Here is a 19,490-nt window from a genome sequence, read left to right on the forward strand (position 1 = left end):
CCTCACGTCCCGGAACCGGTTAATTTGAGTTAGTCTGCAAGACTTCCTTGCGGACCGAAAAATTCGTAGTGAATATGGGTGTCTTCCACACCCCATTGTTTCAATGCCTTATAAATAGCCTTCATAAACGGCGTCGGTCCACAGAAGTAGAATTCAGCATCCTGTGTTGAGATGGTTTGGAGCCAGTCGAGATCGATAAAGCCATCTTTGGCGAAATGGGCGTGTGACCTGTCTTCATTACTGGGGCGTTCGTAGACAACATAGTGCCGAAAGGCCGGGTGCCGCTTAGCCATTTCCGTCAGGTCTGACTTGAACGCGTGCACGCGCCCGTTGAGTGCAGCATGAACATAAGTCACTGAATGGGCCGGACGTCGCTCCATCAATGTGTTGGCCATACTCATAAGCGGTGTCATGCCAACGCCGCCACTGAGGAACACGATGGGTGATTTTGTATTCATGTCTAATACGAAGTCACCGGAAGGTGCACTCACCTGGAGGATATCACCTTCTTGAATCGTTTCGTGCAAGTGGTTGGAAACCACTCCGGCTGGGAGATTCCCGCGAGCATCTTCGCGCTTCACAGAAATTCTGTAGTACGGTTTTCCTGGCGCATCGGACAAGCTATACTGACGACGGTGTGTGTATGACTGTCCAGGAATGTCTACGACAAGCGTCAGATATTGCCCTGGCTCGTAGGTTGCGATATCGCCGCCGTCCTGTGGCGTTAAGTAGAAGGACGTAATGACCTCACTTTCTTGTACTTTCTTCGATACGACGAATGGACGGAATCCACTCCAGCCCCCAGGTTGCTGCGTGGCATGTTCGTACATTTCGTGCTCGACACTGATGAACGCGTCGGAAATCACGCCGTATGCTTGCGCCCAAGCATCAATAATCTCATCCGTTGCCGCTTCTCCCAAGACATCTCTAATGGCTTTGAGCAGTGTTTCGCCAACGATGGGGTAGTGCTCTGGTTGAATGCCTAAGCCACGATGCTTGTGTCCAATTTGTTTAACCGTTGGTAGAATATCTTCTAGATGATCAATATGGGCAGCCGCGGCATACACGGCATTTGCGAGTGCTGTTTGCTGTCGACCCTGCTTTTGATTTGTCTGGTTAAAAATGTTCAGAAGTTCCGGGTGGCTCGCGAAGAGAAGTTCGTAAAATCTCGTCGTGATGGCTGTTCCATGAATTTCAAGAACTGGAACAGTTGACTTAATGATGTCTTTTGTCTCTTGACTTAACATGGTGTGAGGACCTCCTCGTTGTGGCCTTGCCAAACGTTTTCGAGGTCATTATAGGGTGTTCGAATCATTAAAGATATATTTTAAATGCATCTTTTGTGGCAGTTGTTTGTCAAATTAAAATGGCGCATACGCGCTTGCTGGCGGGAGTGAGATACAGTTGAACTTAACACGGTTTACGGACTACTCGTTGCGGGTTCTACTCTATGTTGCCGTTCAACCAGAGGATCGGTTATCGAACATCCAGGAGATATCGAAGATTTACCACATTTCCAACAACCATTTAATGAAGACGGTCCACCGACTCGGACAGATGGGGCTGGTTCACACAGTGCGGGGCCGTAACGGAGGATTTCGTCTGGCAAAAAATCCCGAAGAAATAAACATTGGTTGGGTTGTGCGCCAAACGGAGGAGAACTGGGATGTTGTAGAATGCTTCGATGAAACAAACGGATTTTGTGTCATCAACCCAGCTTGTCGTCTGAAACGGGTCCTGGCCGAAGCACTCGATGCATTTTTCTCCGTACTGGATGGCTACACACTCGCTGACTTGATCGTCAATCGGTCCTCTCTGCAAGATTTACTTCTAACGACTTCACCCGAGGTAGAGTGAATTTTTGAGGCTTGTTGATATTCGACATGTCTTGACAAAATGAAAACGGTAACAGTATACTTCGATCATTATTAAAATATTTATAAAAAGTGTAATGATAATAGAAATAATAAAGCGTTGGCAATGTGGTCCAGTAGGGGCAGCGCGCTAGGTGGTGAATTCAAATGGCCTTTACGGGCGGAAATGCTGTGGGCATGAAACAGATGAACAAAACGGCTGTGTTGCAACTCCTGTTAGAGAAAGCACCTTTAACAAAGGCGGAAATCGCTTCTTATGCGGAACTGACTTTTGCCACCGTTTCCAACTTAGTGTCAGAAATGCAGGCAGACGATCTGATTGTCGAGTTGGGGTATGCGGAGTCACACGGCGGACGAAAGCCTGTTTTGTACAGCTTAAATCCTAACGCGTTCGCTTTTATTGGGATTGATCTTCAGGTCGAGAAAATTGTCTGTGCACTGACGAACTTTGAGGGAGCGCTGGTTTATTCAGAGGCCATACCATATCAAGTTGAGGATGGGCCTTATAAAGCCGTTCAGTCCATACGAACACTGGTCAACCAGGTCATGTCAGAGACCGATACACTGTTCTCGAAGATTCGTGGGATTGGTGTTTCTGCACCTGGTCCCATCGACAACCAAGCGGGCATTATCATATCACCGCCCAACATGCCTGGTTGGCGCAATGTCCCGTTTCGTGATCTGTTGGTGCAGGAATTTCAGATTCCATGTTATCTCGAGAAAGACGCCAACGCGGCTGCGCTTGGAGAGTTGAGATACGGCGCGGGCAAAGATGTAAGCGATTTGGTATACATAATGGTCGATGTTGGCATTGGCGGCGGGATTATTATAGACAACCATATCTATCGGGGCTTCCTCAACGGCGCCGGTGAAATTGGACACATGATGATTGATGCGAACGGACCTCCTTGCAATTGTGGTTGTAATGGTTGTTTGGAAGCGGTTGCATCCGGGATCGTCATTGAACGGGAAGCACGTCGGGAATTAGGTACGCCGGTTCGTTTGGAGCAATTGCTTCAACAAGGGTTTGGACGCTATCCATTCATGCGGGAACATTTAGCGAAAGCAGGACAGTATCTGGGCATCGCGGTCGCTAACTTATGCAATGCGTTGAACCCTCCCCTTGTTATTTTGGGCGGTGAAGTGGTTGATGAAAGCGATCTCTATTTTGAACAGGCCTGCGAGAAAGCACGGGAAAGAATTTTGCCTGATTTCGCACAAAGAATTCAGATTGTCAGGGCAAAACTAGGCGGTCTATCTGGAGCCATTGGTGCCGCCACATTTGTCTTTCAAAGTACGTTCTATCAAACGCTCTGAGAGGAGGTGGGCGTCGGCGCGGCACGAGCGTGTCACGTCTACATCAAAGATTTCTCTATGTACCTTATGTCATTTAATCAAAGATTAGGGGGATTTCAAGTGAAAGCGATGTCAAAATGGCTATTGGCTGGTGTGTCTGGATTGGCTCTTCTGTCTGTAACCGCTTGTGGGACGGATAACGGTAGTTCCGGTAACGGATCGAGTTCCAAAGGTCCAGTTACCATCACATTCGGTACGTGGGGCGGGGCTGAAGAAGATGCACAACTGAAACAGATCATCCAGAAAGTGAATGACCAACATAAAGATGAGTTTCAAATTAAAGAACTGAACGTACCGTCCAATTATGATCAAAAGTTAAAGACCGAACTGGCCGCAGGAAGTGCGCCGGATATCTTCTATCTCACGGATGGTCAAGCACCTATGTACGCAAGTGACGGTGCCCTTTTAAACCTCGATTCGTACTTGAACAAGTACAAGAGCCAAAATCCTGTCGCGGATGTCAGTAGCTACTATCCGGCCACCCTGACGAATGATAAGTACAAGGACTCTTATTATGCAATGCCTTGGATTGGACAACCAACCGTAATGTATTACAACCCGAAGCTGTTTCAACAAGCTGGACTTGCTGAACCCAAAGCCGGTTGGACTTGGGATGATTTCTTAAAAGACTGCGAGGTAATTAAACAGAAAACAGGGACGTATGGATTCTTGTTGGCAAATGGTTGGCCTCCGGTGTACGACTTTGTTTGGTCGTTCGGTGGACATCTGTGGAACCAGGATATGACCCAGAGCACGTTTAATTCGCCGCAGACCATCCAGGCTCTTACGTTAATGCATACGCTCATCAATGACAAATTAGTACCGACCCAGGCAGAGTTGGCAAACGTGGATATCGAAGACTTGTTCCGGCAAGGTAAAGTCGCTATGTTCATGGGCGGCGCTGCCGACGGAAACTATGCCGCACAGGGATTCACTGCAAAAGTAGCAATGGTTCCGAAGGGTACACAAGAGGTCACGGATCTCGGTGTCTATGACATGGCCATCAACGCACATACCAGTGTGGACAAGGATACGGTCTTTAAGGCCTATATGGCGCTGTTAGATGGTATTGACCATTGGAAGGTCGTACCTCCGGTCAAGCAATATGCGCAGAACTTGGGTCAGATTTCCGTTTCGGATGCACCGGGGGGACACACCCCAACGGATCGGATTCAACCGATCTTGGACTCCATGAAGTTTGCACGTATGTACCGCAGTCTGTCGGATCCAACCGCTATGCAAAACTACTGGAACGTTTTGGCGAATGACGTTTATGAACCGCTTTTGTTGAACCACGAAACACCTCAGCAAATTGCCCAGAAGACACAAACGGACCTAAACGCTCTTTTGAAATAAGTGTTTCTTCAACACGGGGTTGAAACGAGCATTATGAGTTGACGTCTGAGAACGATCCCCAATCGGGCGACTGATTGGGGGTCCGGAGGTGACAGGCCTTGAAAATGAAACAAAAGGAAGCGCTCCTCGGTTATGCATTCATTAGTCCTTGGTTAATTGGCTTCGTGGTTTTAACACTAGGGCCGTTGATCGCTTCACTTTATTTGGGATTCACGCAATACAATTTGTTGAGTTCTCCGAAACTAGTCGGATTTGAAAACTACGTCCATATATTTCACGATCACAATTTTTGGCAATCTCTGTATGTCACCTTCTACTATGCTATCTTTTCTGTTCCCCTTGACCTAATTGTGGCACTCTTCCTTGCCATGATGCTCAACCAAAAGGTGAGGTTTCTGCGGTGGTTCAGAACAATCTACTATCTTCCCGCTGTTTTACCACCGGTCGCTGTGGCAATTCTTTGGAACTGGATATTGAATCCCCAATACGGGATTTTGAACCGCTTTCTTGGTTTCCTGCACCTCCCTCAGCCGCAATGGTTGGTAACCCCTCAATGGACAGTTCCATCGTTCATTGTGATGAGTATCTGGGGTGTCGGGACTTGGATGATCACGTTTTTAGCAGGACTTCAGGATGTTCCGCTAAGTCTGTATGAGGCAGCTGTAATCGATGGTGCATCCACTTGGAAGAAGTTCTGGCATGTTACTCTGCCAATGATTTCGCCGGTGCTATTCTTTAATCTCGTTATGGGGATTATCGGAGCGTTTAGCTACTTTACGCAGGCGTTCGTCATGGGCGCTGGATATGGTGGACAGGGTGCTGGTATCAGTAATTCCGGACTGTTTTACGCGCTAAACATCTACATCCAAGGTTTTTCGAACTTGAACATGGGCTATGCGTGTGCCTTAGCGTGGGTTCTCTTTTTCATCGTCCTCGTTTTGACTTTGCTCGTCTTCAAAAGTTCGTCTTTATGGGTTTACTACGGGGGTGAAAAAGAGTGACATCGCAATCTGAAATTGTCAAAACGACGACTCGCACTCGCAGAGCACAAGGTAACAACAGTGCCCGATCTCGCTTCAATCGCTTGATCACTTACCTGTTGCTCATCGCGACATCACTCTGTTTTCTGGTACCATTTGCCTGGTTGATTTTGAGTGCACTGAAGTCGAGTGATGAGATTTTTGTCTTTCCTCCGGTTTGGCTGCCCAAGCACTGGGAGTGGGGAAACTTTGCAAAAGCCTTGACGACTCTTCCGTTTGGTCGATATGCGCTCAACTCCATTCTGATTGCAGCGGCGAACGTAGTGGGAAATGTCCTGTCCTGTGCGTTTGTCGCATATGGCTTTGCACGGTTTCGTTTTCCGGGTCGACGCATTTTGTTCATGGTCATGCTCGCGACCATGATGATTCCCAACCAAGTCTTACTGGTTCCCCAGTTCATCTTGTTTCATGACTTGGGGTGGCTGAATACATTTTTACCGCTTACTGTTCCTGCCTTTTTCGGGTCCGCATTCTACGTCTTCTTGCTGCGTCAGTTTTTCATGACCATCCCGACAGAACTTGAAGAGGCGGCAAAGATCGATGGTGCAGGCAGTTTGCGAATTTTCTTTACGGTCATACTGCCGCTCATTAAACCGGCCTTGATGGCCGTGGCAATTTTCTCATTCCAAGGTGCTTGGAACGACTTCTTGGCACCATTGATTTACTTAAACGACCCGAGCAAGTACACACTTCAACTCGGATTGTCACAGTTTCAGGGGACGTTCCACACAGAATGGAACCTCATTATGGCAGCGACGGTTGTTGTCGCGTTACCGATGCTCATTATTTTCTTTGCGGCACAGCGCTACTTCATTGAAGGTATCACGATGACGGGAACCAAAGGCTAACAAAAGGTTCGGGTGATGGCGATTCGCATTCGTCTCGTCAATGGACAGGTCTAATTTTCAGGAGGATCAAGCGTGTACAGCATAGGTGTGGACTTAGGTGGAACAAAAATCCTCACGGGACTTGTTGACCATGTGGGTGTTATCTACAACACGGTAGAACGCTCAACCAAGGCAGAGGATGGACCGGAGGCTGTCATCGAACGGATTGCCCGATCCATCGAAGAAGTTACGGAGACAGTGAGTATTAATGAAATTTGTGGCATCGGAATCGGCGCACCGGGGCCGCTGGACTCTTTGACGGGGGTTGTCTTGTCTCCGCCAAATTTGCCTGGATGGGATAATATTCCATTGCGTCAGCGGATCGAAGAGCGATTTGGTATTCCCACATTCTTGGAAAATGACGCGAACGTCGCCGCTCTTGCTGAACACCGGTTCGGTGCTGGACGCGGCGTGGACGATATGGTTTACATAACCGTCAGCACAGGAATTGGCGCGGGACTCATCTTGGGTGGTCGACTATACGGCGGAGCTGGCGGATTTGCAGGAGAAATCGGACACATCGTCGTTGACGCAAATGGTCGTCCCTGTGTGTGTGGCAATCGCGGATGTCTCGAGGCGGTAGCCTCTGGAACAGCGATTGGTCGCAAGGCGGAACAGGTGTTCAATCGTCCCGTGAGCGCGAAGGAAGTTGCCGCCATGGCGGCAACCGGAAACCCCGAAGCTCGTGCAATATTCGACGAGGCGATCCACTACCTTGGTATGGGACTCGTGAGCATCGTGAACTTGTTTAACCCGTCCAAAATCGTCATTGGTGGAGGCGTATCTCGGATCGGCGACGCGATGTTCCATCCGCTGTCGCGTAAGGTAAAGGAACGGGCGTTCCCAGCACCAGCGGCCATGGTAGACATCGTCCCTGCACAACTGGGGCCGAACTCAGGACTTTTGGGAGGGGCAGCACTACCCTTGACACAACAAGCAGGGAGCAAGAAAGCAGAATCAGTTCTTAAAGGAGAGTTTGTATGAGCGTATTGACATCGCAGGTGAAATTTCCACTTGGACCGTTCGAGAAGTATCAGAACAACCCGATTATGGGACCACAAGGTGACACTTGGGAGTCAAAGGATTTATTCAACCCAACTGCCATTCAAAAAGATGGGAAGATCCACCTGCTGTATCGTGCCGAAGATCATACGGGCCCTGGGGAATGGAATGGGACATCTCGAATTGGACTTGCTATTAGCGAGGACGGCATCCATTTCGAACGCCATCCAGAACCAGTCCTAGTCCCAACAGAATCTTATGAGTTGCCCGGTGGATGTGAGGATCCACGTGTCACACAAGTGGGTGATACGTACTACCTTACATATTCAGGGTTTAACGGGTCGAGTGCAGTTCTGTGTCTCGCGACGTCCAAGGATCTTTATAACTGGGAAAAACATGGCGTTCTCTTCCCCGAGTGGACAGAGGGTTCGGACAAAGTATGGTCAAAATCTGGTGCCATTCTAGCTGAGCCTATCAACGGAAAGTACGTGATGTACTTTGGCGATACGAACATCTGGATCGCTTATTCAGAGGATCTGATTCATTGGACACCTGACCCGAAGCCTGTTTTCACACCGTCTTCCGATCCCATGGCGTTCGACAGTGCACTTATCGAGCCTGGTCCGGCACCATTCGTCACGGATGAAGGTATTGTCCTCATTTACAATGCGGCCAGGACCATTACGGAGACGAACGATGCGTCCGTGGGAAAACTGCGTTACTCAGCAGGACAAGTCTTACTGTCGAAATCAGACCCATCCAAGGTGATCAGTCGCACTAGCGAACCGTTCTTTGTCCCGGGGTCCCGTGATGAGATCGTCGGACAGGTGGATAATGTTGTATTCGTGGAAGGCTTGGTGATGTACAAAGGTACCTTCCATCTCTATTACGGCATGGCTGATTCCAAGATCGGCGTGGCGACTTACCGCCCGTAACTTTGATTTTACAGTTCACCATAATCGTCAAAGAGGGAGATAGCGGCTTGAAAGACTGGTGGAAAACAGCGGTGTTCTACGAGTTATATGTGCGTAGCTTTTCCGACAGCAATGGCGATGGAGTCGGCGATTTCCCAGGTATTACGTCAAAACTCGACTATCTCTCGGACCTCGGAATCGATTGTATTTGGCTGACACCGTTCTATCCATCACCGAACGTCGATTACGGATACGACATCTTTGATTACTATGACGTGGACCCGTCATTCGGGTCACTTCAAGATTTTGAGCAGTTCCTCAGTGCGGCTCATGTGAGAGGCATCAAAGTGATCGCGGATTTGGTTTTAAACCACACGTCTAATCAGCATCCTTGGTTTGTCGAATCGGCAAGTAGTCGAAGCAACCCAAAGCGAGATTGGTATATTTGGCGAGATGAGCCGAACAATTGGCAATCTGGCTTTGAGGGCACGTCGTGGACGTATGACGAGCAAACTGGGCAATATTACTATCATGCGTTCTCGAAAGAACAAGTAGACCTAAACTGGTGGAACCCTGACGTAAGGCGTGAATTGTTTAAAGTGGTCGAGTTTTGGTTGGACAAAGGAATCGATGGATTTCGGCTCGATGTCATCAACCACTTCTTCGTCGACAATCAATTTCGTGACAATCCGGTGGTCGATGGAAAGCAGAATCACGTTTATGACAAGGACCGACCGGAAACACACGATATCGTGAAGGAACTGCGGCAGTTTGTCGATCGTTACCCCGACAAAGTCTTAGTTGGGGAGGTTGCCACGGAGCAAGTTGAGATCGCCAAATCGTATGTGGGGAATGCTCAAGAGTTGGATTTGGCCTTTAACTTCAATTTGGGGAGCCTGCCGGACTTTGATCCTGATCGATTGTTTGAGGAACTTACCAAATTGGAGCAGAGTCTCGAGCAAACTGCTCTGCCTACATTGTTTTTCAGTAGTCACGATATGAGTCGGCAAGTGACTCGTTTTTTTGCCCGTTGCGACGATGACGTGAAAGTTGCCCTGGCGAAGACATTGGCAGCCATCACGCTCACAGCTAAGGGCGTCCCTTTCCTCTACTACGGCGAGGAGATTGGTATGCAGGATGTGTATTTGCCAAAGGCGGACCAGATACGCGATGTCGGTGGCCTCTCGGCTTACGAACGCGCTGTCTCTGAGGGGAAATCACTCGCCGAGGCAATCCAGATTGGCAACCAGAAGGGGCGCGACAAGGGGCGTTCGCCTATGCAGTGGAGCGATACGGAATATGCGGGATTTTCGTCAAGTGCATCATGGTTGCCTGTCAACAACAATTACAAACGGTTGAACGTGTTAGCGGAGGAGCAAGATCCTACTTCGGTCTTATCGTTCTATCGCAACCTGATTGCTTTACGCAAGAAGCACAGTGCCTTATCAAGTGGCGAATATCGCGTGCTTAACAAATCAGGTGATGTCATTTACTTTCACAAGGTGACGCAAGACGAACAAGTTGTAGTCTTTCTCAATTTCGGTGATTCACCCCGAAATGTCGATTGGAACAAATGGTTTGGCTATGCGTATACCTCGGTACGGCTACTGCTATCGAATCACCGGACATCCTATACGTGGGATGGCCCACTGACACTTCACCCATACGAGGCTCTTATCTCAGTTGTCAGTCCTCAGGAGGAGACAAAATGAACGTTTACCGTTACGACGAGAATCCCTTGCTAACGCCCGCTGATGTCAAACCGCACCGTCCTGATTATGAGGTGATTGGTGTTTTCAACGCAGGTGTAGCGGAGTTTAATGGTGAAATCATTCTGTTGCTGCGCGTGGCCGAGCGTCCGCGCAGTAATGATCCCACCATTGTCAAAGCACCTGTTTTCAATCCCATCACTGGCGATCTCGACGTCGTGTCATTTCATCGGGAAGATATAAAATACGACTTCTCTGATCCAAGGACGATCCGTCTGGCGGGTCAAGACTCCTTTATCTACCTAACCTCACTATCCTATTTTCGAATCGCGCGGAGCAAAGATGGCCATCATTTTACGGTTGATAACCAGCCGCTTTTATTCCCGACAACCAGTCTCGAGACGTTTGGGATCGAAGATCCGCGTATTACAAAGATCGACGATACGTACTTCATTTCGTTTAGTGAAGTTTCTCCAGTTGGGGTTGGTACCGGATTCGCATCCACCAAAGACTTTATTCATGTGGATCACCACGGGATGATGCTCGCACCCGAAAACAAAGATGTCGTATTGTTTCCGGAGAAGATTAACGGAAAATATTACGTTCTTCATCGACCCGTGCCCAAGAGCACCGGAGCCCCTGAGATATGGATTGCTGAGTCGGATAACTTACGCTATTGGGGAAATCACCGATATCTCATGGGGTTGCGGTCCGACCATTGGGACAGCGGTCGATTGGGTGCCGGTGCTGCTCCTTTTAGAACGGAACAGGGTTGGCTTGAGTTGTATCATGCAGCAGACGAAAACCAGCGATACTGCATGGGGGCTGTGTTGCTCGACTTAGAAGATCCCAGTAAGGTTCTCGCGCGGACAAACCAGCCAATTCTTGCACCGGAAGTGGACTATGAAACGGACGGTTTTTTTGGCAATGTCGTGTTCTCGTGCGGGGCTTTACAAGACGGTGATACCGTTAAGATTTACTACGGGGTCGCAGATACATCGATGGCGTGTGCAGAACTCAGCTTGCAAGAGATCTTAGCGTCATTGACGTACCTTGAGGACTGAGGAGGACTGGAAGCAAAGTTCGGTCCCAAAGTGATTCGTACCTATTATGAATATCAATTATATCAGGTGGTCTCATCAGGCCACCTGATAGCTAATTCTCTACTGTCAGGAAAAGCCGGAATAAACTAAAGGGTGTGGGAACGGAATGGTTCATATATTCGATTGGAAACTACAATCGTTTGACGAAGGACAGGAACAGGACGTTGTTGTGGCACGCCCAGATTACATTGACCATTTCTGGATGACAGCAAAGGTACCAGGCGACGTACATTCAACGCTGATCGAAAAGGGTATCATTGAACACCCGTTTTTTGGACACAACGATCAAAAGTGTCGCTGGGTGGAAGACAAAGTCTGGTGGTATCGGGCAGAGTTTCACTGGGACGAACAACTAGAGCCAGGTGAGCGGATGGAGTTGACCTTTGAAGGGCTCGATACGTTCGCAACCATTTATTTAAATGGTGTCGAGCTGGCCATCTCCGACAACATGTTTGTACCAGTAACTTTGGATGTGACACGCGAACTCGTACACGGGAAGAATATCGTTGCGGTGCGGTTTGATCCCATATCAAAGCATGTCAAAAACAAGGAACAGAGCTACTGGTCCGGATTCAGCAAAGAGCGCATATGGACTAGGAAGGCGCAAATGAACTTCGGGTGGGATTGGGGTCCGAGGTTGGTCACCGTTGGAATTTGGCAACCAGTTCGGTTGGAGAAGAGGAAGATTGCCAAATGGGATGGTGTATTTGCACGCACAGTGTCAATTTCAAATGAAGAGGCTGTCGTTGAAGTCGATCTCTCAGCAACGACATTCCGCGAACGTCCTCAGACATATGGAGGTTCCTCGTCTGGCATACCTACCCACAAATTGTCTGCCCGCCTTGTGCTCTCGGATGACGATACCGGTGTCGACGCGACGGTAACGTTAGAACAGGGTAAAGGTACTGTCGTGTTAACCGTCCCCAACCCGAAACTTTGGTGGACAAGTGATTTAGGGAATCCCCATCTGTACCAGTTATCTGTGGACTTGTTCGCCGATGATGAGAGAATTGACTCATTCCAGTGCTCGTTTGGCATTCGTACTGTGGAAGTGAAACAGAGGTCGGACGACGGCGCTAACGTGTTTACATTTGTCTTAAATGGAGTCGAGATATTCGCCAAAGGTGCAGACTGGATCCCCGTAGACAGCTTTATCGGGGCGGTGCCGGATTCCCGTTATCATCACCTTGTTTCTCTGGCGAGAGATGCAGGCATGAACATGCTCCGTGTGTGGGGTGGTGGCATTTATGAGAAGCTGGTGTTCTATGAAGCGTGTGATCGAGAGGGAATCCTGGTTTGGCAGGACTTTATGTTTGCCTGTGCCATGTATCCTGACTTTAACAAGAATTTTATGGGAAATGTCGAGCGGGAGATCGTTCACGTGGTTAAGAGGCTTCGAAACCACGCTTGCCTAGCTATCTGGTGCGGAAATAACGAAAACGACTGGATTTATGAGTCGATGAAATCGAGCGGAACGATACACACGCCTTTTTATGGTGAGAAAATCTACCATGAGATGATGCCGGCAATACTGGAGCAACTAGATCCCACACGTCTGTATTGGCCAAGCTCGCCCTATGGCGGTAACGATCACAATTCAGCTGAAGAAGGGGACCGTCATAACTGGCAAGTGTGGCATGGGCACGTATACCCGCGGAAGTTTGGTGAACCGGAACGCATTGATTACAGTGTGGCAGGGGTGTCATTCAAGAATTTTGCTACCTGTCTCTCGACGTTTGTAAGTGAGTTCGGGATGCACGCTGCTTCCAATCGCTACACCTTACAGCGTTGGATACCTGAGGGTCAGTTTTTCTGGGGCTCTGACGAGTTCTCCTATCGAAACAAAGACTATCACCACCAAAAAGGGATTCTATTAATGGAGGGTTACACGGGGATCCCTCAGGATGTCGATGAGTATCTAAATTATTCGATGCTTACACAAGCTGAGGGGCTAAAATACGGCATTGAACACTACAGAAGGCGTAAGTTCCAATCAAGCGGTGCGCTGTTTTGGCAGCTGAACGATTGTTGGCCGGGGACGAGTTGGTCCGTCATAGACTATCATTTGCTGCCGAAAGCATCGTACTTTTATGCCAAGAGATTTTTTGCGCCTATCCTATTGTCGGCGAGACTGGCAGACGACGGCCTGATTGAGGTTTGGGCTGTTAACGACACCCGGTCGACATACGATGATGTCGTACACATCGAGGTGCTGGATTACTTCGGGAAAACAGTGTGGTCGGAGGAACACAGGGTAGTCGTCGCGGAGAATGGAAGATGCCGTATAGCGAATTTCACGGAGGCTGAGGTTTTACAGGGAGCTGACCCATGCGAAGTTGTCTTTCGACTTTCTTCCGAAGAGCAGGTTTTTGACAACCTGTACTATTTACGGAACCAAAAGGACCTCCAGATGCCTGGCGCGAGGCTTCTTGTGACAGTCGATTCACATGCACGTACGGTGTCCATATCGACGGACAAACACGCCCGTATGGTCAATGTTGAAGTAAAGCAGCCGCATGTCAAATGGAGTGACAACTATTTCGATCTCGTTGCTGGAGAAACCAGAGTGGTTCAACTTAGCCATCTGGATGGAGACGACATTGATTTCTCTTCACTCCGTGTCACTGCGATGAACGCGCCCGAAGCGATCGTCACGTTTGCGGACAAGTGAGGAGTCGACGGATAAACAGCCTGGTCTAACCATAAACGAAGTTCTCGAGCCGGGCTATTTAGAAGTTGTCGTCCAAGTCGAAGCGTGCATAGCGGAATGATTAAAATACTCACGAGAGCGAGTGAATGTCATGTTTGACCTGTTTTCTTCTAAACCGAAGTACCCACCATTGCAGTTTAGACCTCGTGCCAATCAGTTTCTGGAATACGTATTTGACGAAAAAAATGGAGTGATGCACCGATTAGCGAACGGGCATTTGCATTTTACTGCTTTCCTTGAGGGCTCCGGTCAAGAATTGATTACCTATGGTGCTATCGTCCTCGGCAAACTGCTGCGCGGTGAGAATGTAGATGATTTGCTACCTTCCTTGGCGGATTACTATTCTGACGAATACGGCATCTACCAGAACGGGGTTGGAGACAAGAGATCCGAGTATTGGTACCTAATGCACGTCAATGCCCTTGCGTGGTGCATTACACGACTTGCTCTGATGGATGATCCTGTGAGTGTACAACGTTTAAAATCCAGCATGAATCGGCTCATGGAATTGGCGCATCAAATCGATTACGATTTCAATGACCAAGGATACGATTTTGAGAATAGTCGATCGTTCACCAATCAAGATGCGTACCGTCAACCAGACACGATTGGTGCCTATTCATATCTTATGCAGTTTGGCTACGAGACGTTTGGAGAAGCTGAGTACCAGGCGGAGGCAAGTCTGGCAATGCAGAAGTACTTGTCGTTCGCCGACAACCCGTGGTACGAGATTCCGAGCGGCGCAATGGCTTGCCTGGCCGTAGCCCGGATGAACGCCCAAGGTCACGGGTTTTCCCTGAATAAGGCGGTGTCGTTCGCGCTCGATTCCCATCAAGGGAGTCTCCATGTTGGCCACTGGGGAGGCCTAGAAATTAACGGTCTTATGCGCGGGTGGAAAGGCCACTCTAGGGAAGAAGCATCCTCCATGGCATACAGCCTTGAAACACTGGTCCTGTTGCCATATCTGCTGCCGGTAGCTCGGTATGATCACCAAATTGCAAAGCAAATCGGTCGATACGCACTGCACACAGCGGCAAACATGAGGTTGTTCTACAGTGAATTTTTCAGCCTCGAGGCTCAAGGGCGCCCGGACTTAACCCCGGTTGTACCTTACGAGGCAGTGCATCGGGAGCGGAAAGGGCATTCGCCGTATGCAACAGGCGACTTCCATGGACAAAAGTCCGTCTACGGCGGTGCATTGACACTCTGGTGGGGAGAAATCGTGCGTTCAACTTCGGACCCATACGTCTTGGAGCTAGACCTGACCAAAACCGATTTCCTAGGGATGTCAGACAAAACTGCACCAGTGGGTGGTAATTCAGTGTGCATGTACTATAATCCTCATCGGTACGATATAGATGTCACTATTTCGTTGGGTGATGTTCCAGTCGATCTGTACGATGCTCGCACACAGTCATTACTCCAGGCCAACATCTCTAACTCTGCCATTTTGCATCTTGACGCAGATAGTGCCACTATAGTAAATATTGTGAAACGGTAATGAGCGAACATAATGGTTGGGCCTCTTTTCTAAAGTAGCAGTGTGTGGATATTCGTAAATCCACACACTGCTACGAGTCGTTAACATCGTATCACTAAGAGTGCTTATCTCCGCTCATGGAAGGAGTATAGTGTGTGAAACTCCTTGGCTTGAACCACATTTGCTTCTCTGTATCTAATTTGGACAAATCCATCAATTTCTACGAGACCGTGCTCGGCGGCACGCTGTTATCGAGAGGCCGAACGACGGCCTATTTGAACATCTGCGGGTACTGGGTGGCACTCAATGAGGAACCTGACATCCCGCGTACAGAGATTCACTCATCCTACACACACCTAGCATTCACGGTCAATAAAGCCGACTTCGACGAAGCCGTGACCCACCTTAAGGCAGCGGGGGCCCACATCCTCCCTGGCCGGGAGCGGTCCGAACAAGACGGTCATTCCGTTTATTTCACCGATCCCGACGGACACAAGCTTGAACTGCACAACGGGACACTGGAACAAAGGCTCGCTTATTACTATCATGCCAAGCCCCACGTGTCGATCACACCGGCCGGTATGAAACTACTCCGTGAAGCCAACTTGAAGTAAAACTTACGATACCCTGAGTTGCCATGTCACAGCATTTGTTATCATAGCTTTACAGTGTCAAAGTCCCAAGCAAGCTAGACTGCACATGCTCTTTTGATGGCAGTGACTCAACATATTCACGGATCAACTGCCAACCGGCAGATTCCCTACGAAATGTTTGAACGAACAGAGCTATTTCCTTGGTGGGTTGCCCATTTAATTCGAAGGTTACCCAAAAAACGGCAAGCACTTCGTTTTCATTGACCGACGTTACGAAGACTTCGTGGAAGTGCCACATGGGACTTTTTCCAGCGTATGACGCAAATGCTTGCTCCCAACCGCTACATGCTTCATCGTGTCCCCAGTCAGAAATCCGATTGTTAGGATATGCCCACCGCACCTGCAATTCTGGAGAGCAATAAGCACTCATTTGCCTTGCATCACAATCGTTCCATACCGTCTGATATTTGCTAAGGAAATTTCGAAAATCTGATAAAAGTTCCGACATCAGTATCTTCCCTTCATATGAACTGGATAAATTTGTACTTCGCCAAATCGCTATCTATTCCTTTGTCACACTACACAAACCAAATGAACCCAATATTCCCTATATTTTTATATAGAAAATAGAAAAATAGTCACGTTTTTTGTATGATGATGAAGGAATATGTCGAAAATTGCCGAACTAAGCCGAAGTGTGCACGAAAAAATCCATTCCGAATGATGGTGTCGTACTTGCACAATATGGTGAACACCAGTTGGAGGCTAAACATGGACACAGAAACGAATCAGGTACACTTGCGGTCAGGACTGGTTTTAGACGTGCACAGGGAGGAATTGGTACAAGATGGTATGTCAATCAGTTTGTCGCGCATTCAGTTCCGAATACTCCACTTCCTCGTTCAAAGCCTAGGCAGGCCCGTTAGAACGGAAGATATTTTGGCTTATGCCTGGGGGAAGGAACGGACGGTATCCAAGAGCGAGTTGTATGTCTACATAAGTCGGCTTCGTGCCCGCATCGGGGACAATCCGCGCGCACCACGTTTTCTTATCAGTATTCGGGGGTTCGGATACCTTCTGCGAAGCGACGCAAATTCCAGCGAGGCTTAACAACATGTAAGTTATTCGACATGTTCAGAGAGTTATAATAATTAGATAAAAGTTTTTAGTCTGTCGACATGAATCGTCAAATTATTCAACATGACTATGTTATGTTAGCCCCAGCACGAGTGGTGGGGGGCTTCATCTGCACAATCAGTTCTGGTCTCTGCGAGAGGACATGATATGGTGCATTGAGTGCCACGATCTGCGGGATGCCGTTACGGCTGTTCGTATCATGAACACATGCTTCAGACTCAGTCCTTACGGAATGTTCCGGTATGGCGTTTGCTCTCTGCACCATAGTCATACGTAGTCTACGGAATTTAGCGTTTTGTTTTACTGCTGTTCCATTCTAATTCCAAATTTATGCGTTTGGAAACGACTTGATGACATGGACTTTCCAATCGCTTTTGTAACGTTGGTTGGCCACCGTAACAGGAGGTGGATAACTTGAAACTCGTGCTTTTTTAACGCAGCTGTTGAATTGTCGTTTTGACGTCACAGCTGCGTTTGCATTGAGTACCCCCCACTATCGACCCAGTTTTCCTCCCATGTGAATGGTTCGAGAAATGAATCGCCGTCCTATAGCCCCAATGATGGTCACGCTCGCGGTGAATAGTGTGATGACGGCCGTGATGGGAACAATGGTGTCTAATCCACCAGATGTGAATGCGACCCAGATGTCGACCGGGATCGTGTATGGGTGGTATGCAACGATCATAGTCGCACCAAACTCGCCAATTGCCCGGGCAAACGTGAGAGCTGTTCCGGCGGCGATTGCTGACCTGCAGGACGGAATACAAATATTCCAGAAAATATGCCACGTTCCTCCCCCGTCGATTTGTACGGCCTCTTTGAGTTCTCGTGGGACCTCGTCAAAACCAGCCTTAGCCGACAGAATGACAAATGGACTTGTTATGTAGAATTGGGCGATCACGACGCCCAAAATTGAGTTTGTGAGCGGCAGCCCCAGTCCCGCGAACAGGCTTCCCAGCGCTGTATCCGGGCCGAACGTGGAGAGTAGGCTCATGCCGCCAACTACGGGTGGCAGAACGAGGGGAAGCAGCAGCAGCCCTTCGATAACAGGTTTACCGAAAAAACTCGTAACCGACAGGTAATAGGCGGTCGGCAATCCGAGCACGACAGCAGCCAATGTGGAACAACAGGCTGCTGTGACCGATGTGAACAGCGCTCCTTGAAAGTCGGTATCCGCAAGAAGTTGTTCGGCATGTGACCAATCCGTATTCGTCAGGATGTGGAGCAGGGGGGCGACGATGTAAATGATCGGAATTGCGGCCGCGACCACAAGCAGAGTTGGCATGACTCGACGGGAAATCATATGGTTACTTCAGCGTCCCTTGAATGATGGATTGTAGACTGCTAGGTACACTGCTCCGGTTGCCGGCGATTTGCGTCGATATGGGTGTAAATCCATCGTGGATGAGCTGTGTATGTCCGTCTCCTGTTACCATGTACTTGACGAAATCTTCGGCTTGCCGTTTATGAGATGTGGTCGTCGGGATCGTGATGGTGAAGACAATCGGTGCGCCCGTTTCGGTGTTCCCGTCTTTTGTTTGGTACGTGGCCTGTTTGTAGTAGGATGCCAAATTCGAGTTACCGAGGTTTAGTTGTGGAGGTAGAGTGATATACGGGACTCCCCACTCTGTTGCCTCGTGCTTATAGGCGATGATCGCGTCCATTTGACCGCTTGTTAAGCCGGCGAGGAGTGTCTCTTCTGGGAAGACCTGTTTTGTGTTTTCCGTGCTGCCAAGAATCTTACTTTCGAGACTTGGCTGATTGTAATAAATCGACGCAAGTTGAAATAAAAAGAGGGTGTCCGTGCCTTTCGGATCTAACGCGGGGTCTGTTCTACCCAGTTGAAAGCCTTTCTGCTCGAGAACGTCGTACCATGGCACCTTTCCCTGAGCGGCTTCATCTAGTTGGTTTTTAAACTTGCTCTTTGGTGAGTAGGCAATGACGAGTTGGTCTTGAGCCAAGGTAAGGTACCATTTGACGAGGTCATGATTGTTCGGTCCCATTAGGTCCTTGTTGTTCACACTGGGTGACGCACTGATAAAGATGTCTGGTTTGGAGATGCCGGATCGAATCATCTGTGCAAGTGCATCCGATCCTTTGCCCTCACCCTGGAAGTCGACGTGCAATGCGCTGTCGGCGTTTGGTCGGATGGACTGCTCCATCACCTTCGTCATGGAACCCGCATAGAGAACTGAGAGCTTTGTTTTGCTGTTCCCTGACGTTGCCGTTTTTGTAGTGGCATTTGTGCCCGAAGCCGGTGCCGTGGTGCAGGCGGACAGTGCCATGCAAGCAAGGCAAGTAAACATGATTGAAAGTTTTTTCACAAAGA

The 19,490-nt window shown here is 48.9% G+C and carries 17 protein-coding genes; 13 read left to right on the forward strand and 4 right to left on the reverse strand.

What is annotated here, in order from left to right:
- Window positions 1-29 precede the first annotated feature (29 nt).
- A complete protein-coding gene (gene hmpA / locus NZD86_RS06630) occupies window positions 30-1,247 on the reverse strand; it encodes an NO-inducible flavohemoprotein (RefSeq protein WP_268045719.1) in 1,218 nt (405 codons plus the stop codon).
- Window positions 1,248-1,404: 157 nt separating this feature from the next.
- Between hmpA and NZD86_RS06635 the strand changes: the two genes are divergently transcribed.
- The 12 genes from NZD86_RS06635 to fosB all read left to right on the forward strand — a co-directional run bounded on the left by NZD86_RS06635 (window position 1,405) and on the right by fosB (window position 16,045).
- Complete coding sequence (locus tag NZD86_RS06635; protein WP_268045720.1) at window positions 1,405-1,857, forward strand: Rrf2 family transcriptional regulator; 453 nt, start codon at window positions 1,405-1,407, stop codon at window positions 1,855-1,857.
- 164 nt (window positions 1,858-2,021) lie between these two features.
- Window positions 2,022-3,191: an ROK family transcriptional regulator gene (locus NZD86_RS06640; RefSeq protein ID WP_268045721.1), complete on the forward strand. Its 1,170-nt coding sequence runs from the start codon at window positions 2,022-2,024 to the stop codon at window positions 3,189-3,191.
- 108 nt (window positions 3,192-3,299) lie between these two features.
- Entirely contained in the window at window positions 3,300-4,586 is a 1,287-nt protein-coding gene (locus tag NZD86_RS06645) for an ABC transporter substrate-binding protein (protein ID WP_268046811.1), read from the forward strand.
- Window positions 4,587-4,690: 104 nt separating this feature from the next.
- Window positions 4,691-5,587, forward strand: a complete 897-nt coding sequence (locus tag NZD86_RS06650) for a carbohydrate ABC transporter permease (RefSeq protein WP_268046812.1) — start codon at window positions 4,691-4,693, stop codon at window positions 5,585-5,587.
- Window positions 5,584-6,474 carry a carbohydrate ABC transporter permease gene (locus NZD86_RS06655; protein ID WP_268045722.1) on the forward strand — a complete coding sequence of 297 codons (891 nt, stop codon included), beginning with the start codon at window positions 5,584-5,586 and terminating at the stop codon, window positions 6,472-6,474. The genes NZD86_RS06650 and NZD86_RS06655 overlap by 4 nt, the downstream gene beginning before the upstream one ends.
- A 72-nt stretch (window positions 6,475-6,546) precedes the next feature.
- On the forward strand, window positions 6,547-7,497 hold the full coding sequence (locus NZD86_RS06660; RefSeq protein ID WP_268045723.1) for an ROK family protein: 951 nt from the start codon (window positions 6,547-6,549) through the stop codon (window positions 7,495-7,497).
- Entirely contained in the window at window positions 7,494-8,450 is a 957-nt protein-coding gene (locus NZD86_RS06665; RefSeq protein ID WP_268045724.1) for a glycoside hydrolase family 130 protein, read from the forward strand. Before NZD86_RS06660 ends, NZD86_RS06665 begins: the two co-directional genes overlap by 4 nt.
- Before the next feature lie 47 nt (window positions 8,451-8,497).
- Window positions 8,498-10,141, forward strand: coding sequence for an alpha-glucosidase (locus NZD86_RS06670; protein ID WP_268045725.1), 1,644 nt, complete (start codon window positions 8,498-8,500; stop codon window positions 10,139-10,141).
- On the forward strand, window positions 10,138-11,202 hold the full coding sequence (locus tag NZD86_RS06675; RefSeq protein ID WP_268045726.1) for a BtaManbiosPhlase: 1,065 nt from the start codon (window positions 10,138-10,140) through the stop codon (window positions 11,200-11,202). The genes NZD86_RS06670 and NZD86_RS06675 overlap by 4 nt, the downstream gene beginning before the upstream one ends.
- Before the next feature lie 145 nt (window positions 11,203-11,347).
- A complete protein-coding gene (locus NZD86_RS06680; RefSeq protein WP_268045728.1) occupies window positions 11,348-13,912 on the forward strand; it encodes a beta-mannosidase in 2,565 nt (854 codons plus the stop codon).
- Window positions 13,913-14,042: 130 nt separating this feature from the next.
- Window positions 14,043-15,452, forward strand: coding sequence for a hypothetical protein (locus NZD86_RS06685; protein ID WP_268045729.1), 1,410 nt, complete (start codon window positions 14,043-14,045; stop codon window positions 15,450-15,452).
- Window positions 15,453-15,586: 134 nt separating this feature from the next.
- Window positions 15,587-16,045, forward strand: coding sequence for a metallothiol transferase FosB (fosB, locus tag NZD86_RS06690; RefSeq protein WP_268045730.1), 459 nt, complete (start codon window positions 15,587-15,589; stop codon window positions 16,043-16,045).
- Window positions 16,046-16,094: 49 nt separating this feature from the next.
- On the opposite strand, the gene NZD86_RS06695 is transcribed toward fosB, so the two are convergent.
- A complete protein-coding gene (locus NZD86_RS06695; protein ID WP_268045731.1) occupies window positions 16,095-16,532 on the reverse strand; it encodes a Cif family virulence factor in 438 nt (145 codons plus the stop codon).
- Window positions 16,533-16,795: 263 nt separating this feature from the next.
- Between NZD86_RS06695 and NZD86_RS06700 the strand changes: the two genes are divergently transcribed.
- Window positions 16,796-17,134, forward strand: coding sequence for a winged helix-turn-helix domain-containing protein (locus NZD86_RS06700; protein WP_268045732.1), 339 nt, complete (start codon window positions 16,796-16,798; stop codon window positions 17,132-17,134).
- Window positions 17,135-17,654: 520 nt separating this feature from the next.
- Here NZD86_RS06700 and NZD86_RS06705 read toward each other — a convergent pair.
- Window positions 17,655-18,446, reverse strand: a complete 792-nt coding sequence (locus NZD86_RS06705; RefSeq protein WP_268045733.1) for an ABC transporter permease subunit — start codon at window positions 18,444-18,446, stop codon at window positions 17,655-17,657.
- Between the two features lie 22 nt (window positions 18,447-18,468).
- Complete coding sequence (locus tag NZD86_RS06710; protein WP_268045734.1) at window positions 18,469-19,485, reverse strand: extracellular solute-binding protein; 1,017 nt, start codon at window positions 19,483-19,485, stop codon at window positions 18,469-18,471.
- Window positions 19,486-19,490: the final 5 nt, after the last annotated feature.

The sequence above is a fragment of the Alicyclobacillus dauci genome (assembly GCF_026651605.1).
In the GTDB taxonomy this organism is placed as follows: domain Bacteria; phylum Bacillota; class Bacilli; order Alicyclobacillales; family Alicyclobacillaceae; genus Alicyclobacillus; species Alicyclobacillus dauci.